The sequence below is a fragment of the Planotetraspora kaengkrachanensis genome, assembly GCF_016862895.1.
Taxonomy (GTDB): domain Bacteria; phylum Actinomycetota; class Actinomycetes; order Streptosporangiales; family Streptosporangiaceae; genus Planotetraspora; species Planotetraspora kaengkrachanensis.
This window is the reverse complement of the sequence record NZ_BONV01000048.1, coordinates 1-13992: the sequence shown is the minus strand read 5'-3', so window position 1 is coordinate 13992 and position 13992 is coordinate 1. Positions and strand designations below refer to the sequence as shown.

Here is a 13992-nt window from a genome sequence, read left to right as displayed (position 1 = left end):
CCCGGCCGTGACGTCAGGCGGTGGCGGGCGCCCCCGCGCGCCGGGCCCGTTCGGCGAGGGCGTGCTCGTCGGTGCGCGCGTCGTAGCCGCGGAATCTCGGCAAGGCCGTGGCCATCAGGGCGACTACGCCCACGCAGAGCAGCCCGCCCGCACCGAGCGAGAAGCGCGTCCCGCCGAGCTGGGCCATGAAGCCCGCCCTGGCGTCGCCGAGCATCGGCCCCGTCGAGTACGACAGCAGCTCGATCCCGGCCAGCCGCCCGCGATAGGCGTCAGGGATCGTCTGGTTCCAGATCGTGCCCCGGAACAGGCCGCTCACCATGTCGGCCCCGCCGGCGATCGCGAGGAAGAGGAAGACCAGCCACACGTTGGGCATCACGGACGCGATCGCCACCGCCACGCCCCATGCGGTGGCGGAGAGAATGACGGCGAGGCCGTGCCGGTGCACGTGGTTGGTCCAGCCGGAGGTCAGCGAGGCCACGACGGAGCCCACGCCGCCCGCCGCGTACAGCAGGCCGAGGGCCTTCGGAGCGTTGAGGTCGTCGACGAGGAAGGGGAAGAGCGCGTTCGAGAAGGCGAAGGCCATCGCGCCGATGTCGACGAGGTAGGTGCCCATCAGGTCGGGACGGCGCAGCGCGTACCGGACGCCCTCGGCCATCGAGCGCAGCGACGCGGGGGTTGCCTCGCCGGACCTGGCGACGGTGCGGACCCTGACCAGCAGGACCAGGGAGATCAGGAAGGTCACGACGTCGATGCCGTACGACGTGGCGGGACCGAACGAGGCCACCACGATCCCGCCCGCGGCGGGCCCGGCGATCATCGCGGTGTTCCGGACCAGGCCCTGGATGGCGAAAGCGGCGGTCATCTGGTCGAGTGGGAGCACCCGGTTGATGAGGGCCTGCTCGCTGGGGCCTCTGACGCTGGCGAACCCGGCGGCGAGGGCTCCCACGACATAGAGCACCCATGCCTGCGGCTCGGGCAGTAGCGCGTTGACCAGAAGCAGAACGGAGGTCAGGCAGAGCCCGACCTCCGAGGAGATGACGATTCTGCGCCGATCGAGCGCGTCGGCGATCGCGCCGCCCCACAGCCCGCACACCACCATGGGGACGAACTCGGCGAGGCCGACCAGTCCGACCGCGACGTAGGACCCGGTGAGCTGCTTCATCTGGTACGGCACGGCCACCATCGTGACGACCGAGCCGATCATCGTGATCAGGCTGGACCCGAGCAGGAGACGGAAGTCCCGTGACCCCCGGAGCGGAGTCAGGTCCAGTCGCAGGCGGCGGGCGAGGGCCCTGAGCGTTCGTGGAGGAGGTTCCGGCACGAACGCTCATTGTGATCGACGCCCCAGGTCAGGGGCAAACAGGTTTCCCGCCGCGTCGCCGCACGTCAGGCGGGGACCTTGTCGAGGAACCCGTGCACGTTGCTGATCCTGCCGTCGTCGGCGATCACGATCACGTCGAAGCCGGTCACGACCGGCTCGGCAGCATCCTGAGGGCCGAGATGCCAGGTGAACCTGGCGATGTCGTGGTGGCCGTCCACCTTGCCGCCGAGCGTGAACACGAAGCCGGGGAACATCTGCTGCGCACCGGCGATCACGGCGTCGATGCCGTCGTGCCCGGTGACGGTGGTCAGCGGGTCGGTGAGGACGGCGTCCTCGGTCCACAGGCCGGCGACCGCCTTGGCGCGGGCGTCGGCGTCCGTCTCGTTCCAGGCCGCGATGTACCGCTCGGCCACGGCGTTGAAGTCGGTCATTTTGGGGCTCCTTCATCCGTTGTCCAGGTGCGACAACGGAAATGTGACATGAGCCCGCGAAGGCGGTCGATTACGCCGCAGGTAATGGCTCCTCCGCGCGCCGGTCACGCCCGCCGTGGGGGCGCCCGGCGGTGGCCCTGGCCTGCCGGGGCCACCCGCGGTCGAGCGGACGTCAGAGCCCGAGCGTCTCCCTGCGGAGGTGGGTCTTGAGGATCTTGCCTCCCGGGTTGCGCGGGAGCTCGGTCTCGCGGAACCAGATCCGCACGGGCACCTTGAACTTCGCGATCCGATCGGTCAGGAACGACTGCAGCTCCTCGGCCGAGGCGGAGGCGCCCGGCTTGAGCCGCACCACCGCGCCGACCTGCTCGCCGAGCTCGTCGTCGGGAATGCCGATCACGGCGGCGTCGTCGATGGCGGGATGCTCGAACATGGCGGCCTCGACCTCGGCGCAGTACACGTTCTCGCCGCCCCGGATGACCATGTCCTTGGCCCGGTCGACGATGTAGACGAAGCCCTCATCGTCGAGGCGGGCGAGGTCGCCCGTGTGGAGCCAGCCGTTCACGAACGTCTCGGCGGTGGCGTCCGGCCGGTTCCAGTAGCCCATGATCACGATGGGTCCGCGGATGCACAGCTCCCCGACCTCGCCGACCGGCACCTCCGTGCCCTGCGGGTCGCAGACCTTGATGTCGATGACCGCGGCGGGCAGGCCGATGCTCTCCGGCTTGGCCACGTAGTTGCGGCCGCTGTTGTAGACCGCGAGCGCCGTCGTCTCGGTCATGCCGTACCCGTTGCCCGGCGTGCGGTTGGGGAGCAGCTCGGTGATGCGCTCCAGCAGCTTGGGGGGCGCGGGCGCGCCGCCGTACGAGATCGCGGTGAGCGAGGAGATGTCGTGCTTGCCGAAGTCGGGGTGGGACAGGAGCTGCCAGGCGTTCGTCGGCACGCCGCTCATGGTGGTGATCTTCTCGCGCTCGATCAGCTCGAGGGCGCGCTTCGGGTCCCACTTGTACATGAGCGCCAGCTGACCGCCGGTGAAGAACGTCGGCATGAGTACGGCGAAGCAGCCGGTCGTGTGGAACAGCGGGACGGTGAGGAGCGTGACGCGGCGCACCGCGGCGGCCTCGGCCGGGTCCTTGCCCGCGAGGGCGACGCTGCTCATGAGCGCGTAGGCGACGGTCATCGGGGCCTGGCCCAGGTTCCGGTGGCTGCCCAGGGCGCCCTTGGACCTGCCCGTGGTCCCCGAGGTGTAGAAGATGGTGGCCGGGTCGTCCGGGCCGACCTCGACGTCGGGGAGCGTCACGCCGGGGGAGACCTCGCCGATCACCTTCGCCCAGTTCGCGTCGTCGGCGCGGGCGACGATCGTCGGCAGTTCGCAGCCGGACAGGCGTTCGGCGCGCTCGCCGTCGGCGATCAGCAGCTTCGCCCCGGAGTCGCTGAGGCCGTATTCCAGTTCCGGCCGGGTCCACCAGGCGTTCAGCGGCACGGCGACGGCGCCCGCCGCGAGCGTGGCGGAGAAGGCGACGATCCACTCGGGGTAGTTGCGCATGGCGATGGCGACCCGGTCGCCCTTGCGGATGCCGTAGTCGTCCACGAGCCGGTTCGCCAGCGTCGCGGCCAGGCGGAAGTGCTCCTCGAAGGTCAGCCGGTCGTCCTCGTAGACGACGAAGGTCTGCTCCCCGTGGAAGCGGCTCGTCTCCAGCAGCGCGCGGAAGGTGGCCGGTGCATGCTTCCACGCACGGATCGTGTTTCCGGCGACCTGGATCTCTTCCATCTCGAAGAGCTGGCCCGGCGCCGTGAGCTGTGCCTGGACCTGTTCAATCGCTGTCATGCTGGCGCGCTCCCGGGGGGTGTAGTTAACCGGAATGTCACAATACCGACCGGCCGGTACGGGGGCCAGGGCCGAAACCGTCCATACTCTGGAACTCGACTTGCATGCTCATTCCCTTCGATGCATACTCGCTAACAGGCAAGAACATGAGCTAGTTCGCATAGTCATGCAGGGGGAGCGGATGAGGGCGGCGATCGCCGGAGCGAGCGGATACGCGGGGGGCGAGCTGCTCCGCCTGCTTCTCGGGCATCCTCTGGAGATCGGGGCGCTGACCGCGGCGTCGAGCGCGGGGGACCGCCTCGGACGGCATCAGCCCCACCTGCCCGCTCTCGCGGACCGGGTCATCGAGCCCACCACGACCGAGGTGCTCAGCGGCCACGACGTGGTCTTCCTGGCCCTCCCGCACGGGCAGTCGGCGGCCGTCGCCGCCGAGCTCGGCGACAACACGCTGGTGGTCGACTGCGGCGCGGACTTCCGGCTCGCCCGCGCGGCCGACTGGGCCGAGTTCTACGGCGGAACGCACGCCGGCACCTGGCCCTACGGCCTGCCCGAACTGCCGGGGCAGCGAGAACTGCTGCGTGGCGCACGCAGGATCGCCGTCCCCGGCTGCTACCCCACCGCCGTCTCGCTCGCGCTGTTCCCGGCGTTCGCCGCGGGGCTGGCCGAGCCCGACGTCGTCGTGGTCGCCGCGAGCGGAACGTCCGGCGCGGGCCGCTCGCCCAAGGTCCACCTGCTGGCCAGTGAGGTGGCGGGATCGGTGAGCGCGTACGGCGTCGGCGGCGTCCACCGGCACACGCCCGAGATGGAGCAGAACCTGTCCGCGGTCGCGGGCCGGCCGGTGCGGGTGTCCTTCACGCCCACGCTCGCGCCGATGAGCCGCGGCATCCTGGCCACCTGTACGGCTCCCGCCACGCCCGGCCTCACGGCCGCCGCGCTCCGGGAGGCGTACGAGGCGGCGGTGAAGGACGAGCCGTTCCTGCGCCTGCTTCCCGAGGGGGTCTGGCCCGCCACCGCGATGACGGTGGGAGCCAACACGGCCGCACTGCAGGTCACCCTCGACGAGCGGGCGGGGCGGGTGATCGCCGTCGTCGCCATCGACAACCTCACCAAGGGCACGGCGGGAGGCGCGATCCAGAGCGTCAACCTCGCCCTCGGCCTGGCGGAAGAAGTCGGTCTACCCCTTAACGGAGTCGCCCCATGATCGCCATGCACCCCATGAGCTCGATCCATGAAGGAGGAGAGCCCGCGTGAGCGTCACCGCGCCTCTCGGCTTCCGCGCCGCGGGAGTCGACGCCGGCATCAAGCGCGGCGACGACCGCGACCTGGCCCTGGTGGTCAACGACGGCCCGTCGCGGGCGGCGGCGGGCGTATTCACCCGCAACCGTGTCAAGGCCGCGCCGGTGCTCTGGTCGGCGCAGGTCCTGAGCGGCGGCCGGGTCGGAGCGGTGGTGCTGAACTCCGGAGGAGCCAACGCGTGCACCGGGCCGCTCGGTTTCCAGGACACCCACGCGACGGCGGAGAAGGTGGCCGAGGTCATCGGCGACTCCGCGGCCGAGGTGGCCGTGTGCTCCACCGGCCTGATCGGTGAGCGGCTGCCCATGGACGCGCTGCTGTCCGGGGTCGACGCCGCGGCGGACCAGCTCTCCCGCGACGGAGGCCTGGCCGCGGCCGACGCCATCAGGACCACCGACACCGTCAGCAAGATCGCCTTCCGTCGCGGGGACGGCGGCTACATGGTCGGCGGCATGGCCAAGGGCGCGGGCATGCTCGCGCCCGCGCTGGCCACCATGCTCTGCGTGCTGACCACCGACGCCGACATCGCTTCCGAGGACCTCGACAGGGTCCTGCGCGCCGCCACCACGGTGACCTTCGACCGCCTCGACTCCGACGGATGCATGTCGACCAACGACACCGTGCTGCTGCTGGCCAGCGGCGCCTCCGGCGTCCGGCCCGACTTGGCGGGCTTCGAGAAGGTGGTCACCACGGTCTGCGCCGACCTCGCCCGTCAGCTCCTGGTCGACGCCGAGGGTGCGAGCAAGGCCATCGCGATCGAGGTGGTGGGCGCGGAGTCCGAGGAGGACGCCGTGACCGTCGGCCGCGCGGTCTCCCGGTCGAACCTGCTCAAGTGCGCGATCCACGGCGAGGACCCCAACTGGGGCCGGGTCGTCAGCGCCGTCGGGACCACGGACGCGGCGTTCGACCCCGACCGGCTCAACGTGGCGATCAACGGCATCTGGATCTGCCGCGGCGGCGCGGCCGGCGACGACCGGTCCAAGGTCGACCTGCGTCCGCGCGACGTGACGATCACCGTCGACCTGTCCGCCGGGCCGCACTCGGCGACCGTCCACACCACGGACCTCACGGCGGCGTACGTCCACGAGAACTCGGCGTACTCGTCATGAACGTGAGAACCAACGGGGCCCTGGACAAGGCGCACACGCTGATCGAGGCGCTGCCCTGGCTGGCGCGCTTCCACGGCGCGACCGTCGTCATCAAGTACGGCGGGAACGCGATGACCGAGGAGCACCTGCGGGCGAAGTTCGCCGACGACGTCGTGTTCCTGAAGTACGCCGGGCTGCGGCCCGTCATCGTCCACGGCGGCGGCCCCCAGATCCAGGCGCAGCTCGACCTGCAGGGCATCGACAGTCACTTCGTCTCCGGGCTGCGGGTCACCACCCCCGAGGCCATGCAGGTCGTCAGGATGGTCCTCGTCGGGCAGGTCAACCGGGACGTGGTCGGCCTGATCAACAGGCATGGCCCGTTCGCCGTCGGCATGTCGGGGGAGGACGCGCACCTGTTCACCGCCGAGCGCAAGCACGCCGTCGTCGACGGAGTGAAGATCGACATCGGCCAGGTGGGCGAGATCGTCGAAGTCGACGCGGGAGCCGTACAGGCGCTGCTCGACGACGGGCGCATCCCGGTCGTGTCGTCGATCGCCCGCGGTGACGACGGTCCCGACGGCACCGGCGTCTACAACGTGAACGCCGACACGGCCGCCGCCGCCCTCGCCGTCGCGCTGAAGGCGTGCAAGCTGATCGTGCTGACCGACGTCGAGGGGCTGTACGCCGACTGGCGGCCGGACGCTCCCGCGCACGAGGTGATCAGCCGGATCAAGGCGGCCGACCTGGCCGAGCTCCTCCCGACGTTGTCGAGCGGCATGGTGCCCAAGATGGAGGCGTGCCTCACGGCCGTCGAGGGCGGCGTCCCCCAGGCCCACGTGCTCGACGGGCGCGTGCCGCACGCACTGCTGCTGGAGATCTTCACGGACGAGGGCATCGGTACCATGGTCGTCCCCGACTCCGACGCCGGCCCGGGAGCGCTCGACGCGCTCGAGGGGAGGGATTCGCGGTGAGCCACTCCGACGCGCTGCGCAAGCGCTTCGAATCGGTCTTCATGCCCAACTACGGTGTGCCTCCCGTCGCCATCGCGCGCGGCGAGGGCAGTGTGGTGTGGGACGTGGACGGCAGGCGCTACCTCGATCTGATCGGCGGCATCGCGGTCAGCTCGCTCGGCCACGGACACCCCGCCCTCGTCGAGGCGGTGTCGCGGCAGGTGGCGACGCTGGCGCACACGTCGAACCTGTTCCTGCACGAGCCCGAGGTCCAGCTCGCGGAACGACTGGCCGCCCTGTTGCGCGCGCCCGCCCGCGTGTTCCTGGCCAACTCCGGCACCGAGGCCAACGAGGCGGCGCTGAAGCTCGCCATCAAGTACGGCAAGGCCCACGGGAAGAGCTACTTCGTCGCCGCCGAGATGGGCTTCCACGGCCGGACCATGGGCGCGCTGTCGCTGACCGGCAAGCCGGCGATCCGCGACCAGTTCGGCCCGTTCCCCGTCGACGTCAGGTTCGTGCCGTACGGCGACGCGGACGCGCTCAAGAACGCGGTCACCGGGGAGTGCGCCGCGGTCTTCCTCGAGCCCACGCAGGGTGAGGCCGGGGTGGTGCCGCCCCCGGACGGCTACCTCCGCGCGGCCCGGGAGATCTGCTCGGCGACCGGGGCACTGCTGGTCGCCGACGAGATCCAGTCGGCCATCGGGCGCACCGGGCACTGGTTCGCCCATCAGGCGGACGGCGTCATCCCCGACGTCCTGACTCTCGCCAAGGGCCTCGGCGGCGGCATGCCGATCGGGGCGTGCGTCGGGATCGGCCCGGCCGGAACGATCTTCGACAAGGGCGACCACGGGTCGACGTTCGGTGGCAATCCTGTGTCGTGCGCGGCGGCGCTCGCGGTGCTCGCGACGATCGAAAGGGACGGCCTGCTGGAGCACGTCACGACCGTCGGCCGCAGGCTCGCGGAGGGCATCGCCGCCGTCGACCATCCGCTCCTCGCGGGGGTGCGTGGCCGCGGGTTGTGGCTGGCGGCCGTGCTGACCGCCGACCGCTCGGCTACGGTCCAGGCGGCGGCGCAGGAGGCCGGCTTCCTGGTCAACGCCCTGCAGCCCGACGCCGTACGGCTCGCGCCACCACTCGTGATCACCATGGCGGAGGTCGAGTCCTTCCTGGACGCGCTCCCGGGCATTCTGGAGGCCGCCCGATGAACAGCCAGGCAAGGCCCAGGCACTTCCTGCGGGACGACGACCTGTCGCCCGCGGAGCAGGCCGAGGTGCTCGACCTCGCAGAGGCGATGAAGAAGGACAGGTACGGCCACCGTCCGTTCGAGGGACCGGCGACGGTGGCGGTGCTGTTCGACAAGCCGTCGACGCGGACCCGCGTCTCGTTCGCGGTCGGCATCGGCGAACTGGGCGGCATCCCGCTGATCATCGATGGCGGCTCGTCGCAGATGGGCAGGGGCGAGCCGATCGAGGACACCGCCCGGGTGCTGTCGCGCCAGGTGGCGGCCATCGTCTGGCGCACCTCGGGCCAGGAGCGCATCGAGGAGATGGCCTCGGCCTCGGCCGTCCCGGTGGTCAACGCGCTGACCGACGAGTTCCACCCGTGCCAGATCCTCGCCGACCTGCAGACGATCCGGGAGCACCGGGGCGCGCTGCGCGGGGTCACTCTCGCCTACCTGGGCGACGGGGCCAACAACATGGCCCACTCCTACCTGCTCGGCGGGGCGACCGCCGGGATGCACGTGCGGATCGGGGCGCCGCCCGGTTACCTGCCCGACGCGCTGATCCTCGACCGGGCCGCCGAGATCGCCGCGTCGACGGGCGGCTCGGTCACCGCGGTGAGCGACCCGGCGGCGGCCGTCGACGGCGTCCACGTGGTCGCGACCGACACCTGGGTGTCCATGGGCCAGGACGGCAAGGAGGAGCGGATCGCGGCGTTCGGCCCGTTCCAGGTCGGCTCCGCGCTGCTGGCGGGGGCGGCGCCGGACGCGATCGTGCTGCACTGCCTGCCGGCCTACCGGGGCCTGGAGATCACCGCCGAGGTGATCGACGGCCCGCGGAGCGTGGTGTGGGACCAGGCGGAGAACCGGCTGCACGCGCAGAAGGCGCTCCTGCAGTGGCTGGTGTCGCGGAGCGGGGCGTCGTCGTGACCATTCCGCTGACCAAGGCCGCGCGCCACGCCCGCATCGTCGACCTGCTCACCCGGCACAAGGTCCGCTCGCAGCCGGAGCTGGCCAAGCTCCTGGCGGAGAGCGGGGTGGAGGTGACCCAGGCGACGTTGTCGCGCGACCTCGACGAACTGGGGGCGCTCAAGCTGCGGGCCGACGACGGGACGCTGGTCTACGCCCTGCCGGGGGAGGGAGGCAGCCGGATCCCGCGCTACCGGGCGGGCAACGTGAACGGCTCGGCGGAGAACCCGGACGCCAGGCTGAGAAGGATCGCGGAGGAACTCCTGGTGTCGGCGGAGGCGTCCGCCAACCTGGTGATCCTCCGTACGCCGCCGGGTGCGGCGCAGTTCCTCGCGTCGGCCATCGACCATGCGGGCTGGGAGTCGATCCTCGGCACGGTGGCGGGCGACGACACGATCCTGGTGATCAGCAGGGACCCCTTAGGCGGTGACGCCCTGGCCGGCTCCCTGCTGAGCCTGACCACCCGCCGCCTGAACGGATGATCACCCCCCGCGCCGCCCCGCCCCGCCCTGCCTGCCCCGCCCCCCATGGGTGTGATCATGCACAGATTCGTGAAAATGCCCGCTGACCTGGAACTTCCCGGTCGGTGATCATGCACGGTCGCATTACCCGGCAAGATCGCCGACGCGCGGGAAGCCCGAGCGGACTGAGACTTTCCGGCACGCCCCTGATCTCGTGTGGGACGGGGGCATACGTCGGCTAAGGTCGCGGATGAGCCGACGTGGCCTGACGCGCCACGACGCCGCACGACGCGTCACTATCGGCAGGTACGGCACGCGAAGGCGCCCGTGCACGCCGCAGTGATCGGCCCGCGGCGATACCGGGACCGCAATGCCCGTACGGCATGCGGGTCCCTCACAGCAGGATGGAATCGAGGAGGACCACGGTGGCGGACAACAAGCCGATGCGGCTCTGGGGCGGCAGGTTCGAGGGGGGACCCGCGGACGCGCTCACGCGCCTGTCGGTGAGTGTGCAGTTCGACTGGCGGCTCGCGCCGTACGACCTGCTGGCCTCGCGCGCGCACGCCCGCGTCCTGAACCGTGCCGGGCTGCTGACCGCGGAGGAGCTCGAGCGCATGCTCGGTGCGCTCGACGAGCTGGAGAGCGCCTGCAAGCGGGGCGAGTTCCGTCCGACCGTCGCCGACGAGGACGTGCACACGGCTCTGGAGCGCGGGCTGCTCGAGCGTCTCGGCTCGCTCGGCGGCAAGCTGCGCGCCGGTCGCAGCCGCAACGACCAGGTCGCCACCGACCTGCGGCTTTACCTGCGCGACCATGTCCGGACCATCGTGTCGCGGCTGGTCGAGCTGGAGACCGCGCTGATGAGCCAGGCCGAGGAGCACGCGGCGACCGCGGCGCCCGGCATGACGCACCTGCAGCACGCGCAGCCGGTGTCCTTCGGCCACCAGTTGCTCGCCCACGTGCACGCCCTGACCCGGGACGTCGACCGCCTGAGGGACTGGGACCGGCGGGCGGCCGTTTCGCCCCTCGGCTCCGGCGCGCTGGCGGGCTCGTCCCTGCCTCTCGACCCCGCGGCGGTCGCGGCCGAGCTCGGCTTCGACGCCCCCGCGCCGAACTCGATGGACGCGGTCGCCGACCGCGACTTCGCGGCCGAGTTCCTCTTCTGCGCGGCCATGATCGGCGTGCACCTCTCGCGCCTCGGCGAGGAGATCGTGCTGTGGGCGTCCCAGGAGTTCAGGTGGATCGAGGTGGACGACGCCTACTCCACCGGCTCGTCGATCATGCCGCAGAAGAAGAACCCGGACGTCGCGGAGCTGGCCAGAGGCAAGAGCGGCCGGCTGATCGGGTCGCTGATGTCGCTGCTCACGACCTTGAAGGGCCTGCCGCTCACCTATAACCGCGACCTGCAGGAGGACAAGGAGCCCGTGTTCGACGCCGTCGACACCCTGCTCCTCGTGCTCCCCGCGGTGTCGGGCATGGTGTCGACGATGCGGGTGAACACGGCCAAGCTCGCGGCCAGCGCCCCGGAGGGATTCGCGCTCGCGACCGACCTCGCCGAGCTGCTCGTACGGCGCGGCGTCGCCTTCCGGGACGCGCACGAGGCGGTCGGCCACCTGGTGGTGTGGTGCCAGGTCAACGACAAGGATCTCGGCGATCTCACCGACGAGGAGCTCGCCAAGGTGTCGCCGCACTTCGCCGCGGAGCCCGCCGGTTCGGCCGACGGGACGCCAGGTGTTCGTGACGTGCTCAACGTCCAGGGCGCCCTCGCCGCGCGCAGCGCGTTCGGCGGCACGGCCCCCGACCGGGTGCGCGACCAGCTCGTCAGCCTGCGAGAGATCGTCGACGGCCAGGCGGCATGGGCGAGCGGCAGCTGACCGGGCCGTCGTCTTCGCTCGCCGGGACGGCGCTCGACCGCGACTTCTTCGACCGCCCGTCCGAGCAGGTGGCGCCCGACCTGCTCGGACGTGTGATCGTCCATGGTCCCGTGGCAGTTCGGCTGACCGAGGTCGAGGCGTACGGCGAGCCCGGCCAGGACCCTCCGGCGCACACCTATCGGGGGCTCACCCCCAGGAACGCCGTCATGTTCGGCCCGCCCGGGCATGTCTACGTCTACTTCACGTACGGCATGCATTTCTGCGCCAATCTCGTGTGCCGGCCCGAAGGCGTCGGTTCCGCCGTGCTGATGCGGGCGGGCGAGGTGGTCGCCGGAGCGGAGGTCGCCCGGGCCAGGCGCTTCCCCCCGGGTACGGCCGCCGCCGGCGGATCCGGCGGCGGGACGAAGCGGATCTCGGACCGGGACCTCGCCCGCGGACCGGCGAGGCTCGCCGTGGCCCTGGGGCTGGAACGGGAGCACAACGGCCTCGACTGCTGCTCCGGGGGGACGATCGGCGTGCTGGCCGGCGAACCCCCGGATCCCGCGCTCATCCTCGCCGGGCCGCGTACGGGTGTGTCCACCGGAGCCGAGACCCCGTGGCGATTCTGGATCGAGGGTGACCCGACCGTGTCGCCCTATCGGCCGCACGCGCCGCGCAGGCGAACGCGGCCGCCGGGCTAGGTAATGAGTGGCGATAGGGTTTCGCCTCGTGCAGGCTTGTACGAGCGGAGCCGTACATCAAAGGCAGCCAGTGCGGCGCCGTGCCGTACATCCATCGATGAGCGAGAGCCAGGAACGTGACCGCATCTTCGGGCAATCTCATCCCGACATCTGAGATCGCCGACATCCTCGACGAGCTGGAATGGCGCGAGATCATCGCGCAGACCACCGATGCCGACGCGCTGCGCGCGTCGCTGTCCGAGGGGCCGATCACGGTCTATGCGGGCTTCGACCCGACGGCGCCGTCGCTGCACGTGGGCAACCTCGCCACACTGCTGATCCTCACCCGGTTCCAGCGGGCGGGTCATCGGCCGATCGGCCTGGTCGGCGGGGCGACGGGGCTCATCGGCGACCCGAGCGGGCGAAGCACAGAACGCACGCTCAACTCGACGGAGATCGTCGCCGAGTGGTTGTCCCGGATCCGCGTCCAGGTCGAGAGATTCCTCTCATTCGAGGAGGGGCCGACGGCGGCGACGCTGGTGAGCAACCTCGACTGGACCGGCGAGCTGTCGGCGATCGAGTTCCTCCGCGACGTGGGCAAACATTTCCCGGTCAACCGCATGCTGGCCAGGGAGTCCGTGTCCGCGCGGCTGGGCGGTGAAGGGCTCAGCTACACCGAGTTCAGCTACCAGATCCTCCAGGCCAACGACTACCTGGAGCTGTACCGACGGCACGGGTGCTCGCTGCAGCTCGGTGGCAGCGACCAGTGGGGCAACATCACGGCGGGCGTGGACCTGATCCGCCGGGTCGAAGGGGCCCACGTCCACGCGCTGACCGGCAAGCTGATCACGAAGGCCGACGGCACGAAGTTCGGCAAGACGGCGGGCGGGGCCGTGTGGCTCGATCCGGCGCTGACCTCGCCGTACGCCTTCTACCAGTACTGGCTGAACTCCGACGACCGCGATGTGGTGCGCTTCCTCAAGGTGTTCACCTTCCGGTCGCGTGAAGAGATCGCTGAGCTCGAGCAGTCAGCGAAGGAGCGGCCGGCCGCACGTGAGGCCCAGCGCGCGCTGGCCGAGGATCTGACGACCCTCGTACACGGCGCCGACGAACTCGCGCGGGTCGTCGCGGCGTCACGGGCGCTCTTCGGCCAGGGATCGTTGTCCGACCTCGACGAGAAGACGCTGGAATCCGCGCTCGCGGAGGTCCCGAAGGCGTCCGTCACCTCGCTGGGCGCGCCTTTCGTCGAGTTGCTGGGGGAAAGCGGCCTGGTCGAGTCCAAGTCGGCGGCCCGCAGAGCGGTCAAGGAGGGTGGCGCGTACCTCAACAACGTGAAGATCACGGATGAGGAGTACGTGCCGTCGGCCGATGACCTGCTTCACGGCCGTTACCTCGTGCTGCGCCGTGGCAAGAGGACCGTCGGCGGCGTCGAAGTCGTCTGAACCGCGGGCCAGGTGTCGCCCCGGGGCCGACCGGCCCCGGGGCGACACCTTTTTCGCGGTCAAGAATCCTCTTGGCAGGGGTAACAGTCTGATGGCCATCCGGGTGTCGCGGGTCGAAATCACGCTCCTGACCTGCGACAACATGCCATCCGCCCGTGATTTGACGGAAGCCTGGGAGTTGCCTAATGTTTCCTTCGCCCCAAGGGACACGGGACGCCGACAAGGCGGCTCGTACCTCGAGAGGGCAAGCCACTCAGACAAGCAACCGGGTGCGGATTGATCGCCAAGCTCGGGTTGATCGTAATGCGGCGGAACCTCCGGGTTTTGACAAGTTGCGGGAGACGCTGTAAGTTTGAATGGTTGCCCCGGAAGCGGGGCGGTCCTCCTTGAGAGGGTGCCGAAGTACGGCGAGACCGAGTAGGTCACCGTCGAGCCAGGCTCTTCGAGGATGGGACAAGCGGAA

Annotated in this window: 12 protein-coding genes; 9 read left to right on the top strand and 3 right to left on the bottom strand. The window is 70.7% G+C overall.

The window, feature by feature from the left end:
- Window positions 1-13: 13 nt before the first annotated feature.
- The 3 genes from Pka01_RS35765 to Pka01_RS35755 all read right to left on the bottom strand — a co-directional run bounded on the left by Pka01_RS35765 (window position 14) and on the right by Pka01_RS35755 (window position 3577).
- A complete protein-coding gene (locus Pka01_RS35765) occupies window positions 14-1321 on the bottom strand; it encodes an MFS transporter (protein ID WP_239115920.1) in 1308 nt (435 codons plus the stop codon).
- A 65-nt stretch (window positions 1322-1386) separates the two neighbouring features.
- The gene (locus Pka01_RS35760) at window positions 1387-1752 is read right to left on the bottom strand and encodes a nuclear transport factor 2 family protein (RefSeq protein WP_203887415.1); all 366 of its coding nucleotides are present in this window, start codon (window positions 1750-1752) and stop codon (window positions 1387-1389) included.
- Window positions 1753-1924: 172 nt separating this feature from the next.
- Window positions 1925-3577: a class I adenylate-forming enzyme family protein gene (locus Pka01_RS35755; protein WP_203887414.1), complete on the bottom strand. Its 1653-nt coding sequence runs from the start codon at window positions 3575-3577 to the stop codon at window positions 1925-1927.
- Between the two features lie 181 nt (window positions 3578-3758).
- Here Pka01_RS35755 and argC point away from each other — a divergent pair, with 181 nt between their 5' ends.
- From argC to tyrS, 9 genes are all read left to right on the top strand, one after another.
- A complete protein-coding gene (argC, locus tag Pka01_RS35750; RefSeq protein ID WP_203887413.1) occupies window positions 3759-4778 on the top strand; it encodes an N-acetyl-gamma-glutamyl-phosphate reductase in 1020 nt (339 codons plus the stop codon).
- Between the two features lie 46 nt (window positions 4779-4824).
- Entirely contained in the window at window positions 4825-5979 is a 1155-nt protein-coding gene (gene argJ, locus Pka01_RS35745; RefSeq protein ID WP_203887412.1) for a bifunctional glutamate N-acetyltransferase/amino-acid acetyltransferase ArgJ, read from the top strand.
- Window positions 5976-6929, top strand: coding sequence for an acetylglutamate kinase (argB, locus tag Pka01_RS35740; RefSeq protein WP_203887411.1), 954 nt, complete (start codon window positions 5976-5978; stop codon window positions 6927-6929). The genes argJ and argB overlap by 4 nt, the downstream gene beginning before the upstream one ends.
- A complete protein-coding gene (locus Pka01_RS35735; protein ID WP_203887410.1) occupies window positions 6926-8113 on the top strand; it encodes an acetylornithine transaminase in 1188 nt (395 codons plus the stop codon). The genes argB and Pka01_RS35735 overlap by 4 nt, the downstream gene beginning before the upstream one ends.
- Entirely contained in the window at window positions 8110-9057 is a 948-nt protein-coding gene (gene argF / locus Pka01_RS35730) for an ornithine carbamoyltransferase (RefSeq protein ID WP_203887409.1), read from the top strand. Before Pka01_RS35735 ends, argF begins: the two co-directional genes overlap by 4 nt.
- Entirely contained in the window at window positions 9054-9578 is a 525-nt protein-coding gene (locus tag Pka01_RS35725) for an arginine repressor (RefSeq protein WP_203887477.1), read from the top strand. The genes argF and Pka01_RS35725 overlap by 4 nt, the downstream gene beginning before the upstream one ends.
- Before the next feature lie 383 nt (window positions 9579-9961).
- Window positions 9962-11428: an argininosuccinate lyase gene (argH, locus tag Pka01_RS35720; RefSeq protein ID WP_203887408.1), complete on the top strand. Its 1467-nt coding sequence runs from the start codon at window positions 9962-9964 to the stop codon at window positions 11426-11428.
- Window positions 11410-12108: a DNA-3-methyladenine glycosylase gene (locus tag Pka01_RS35715; RefSeq protein ID WP_203887407.1), complete on the top strand. Its 699-nt coding sequence runs from the start codon at window positions 11410-11412 to the stop codon at window positions 12106-12108. The genes argH and Pka01_RS35715 overlap by 19 nt, the downstream gene beginning before the upstream one ends.
- 155 nt (window positions 12109-12263) lie before the next feature.
- Window positions 12264-13529 (top strand): tyrosine--tRNA ligase, encoded by a 1266-nt coding sequence (tyrS, locus tag Pka01_RS35710; protein ID WP_203887476.1) that lies wholly within the window; start codon window positions 12264-12266, stop codon window positions 13527-13529.
- Window positions 13530-13992 lie beyond the last annotated feature (463 nt).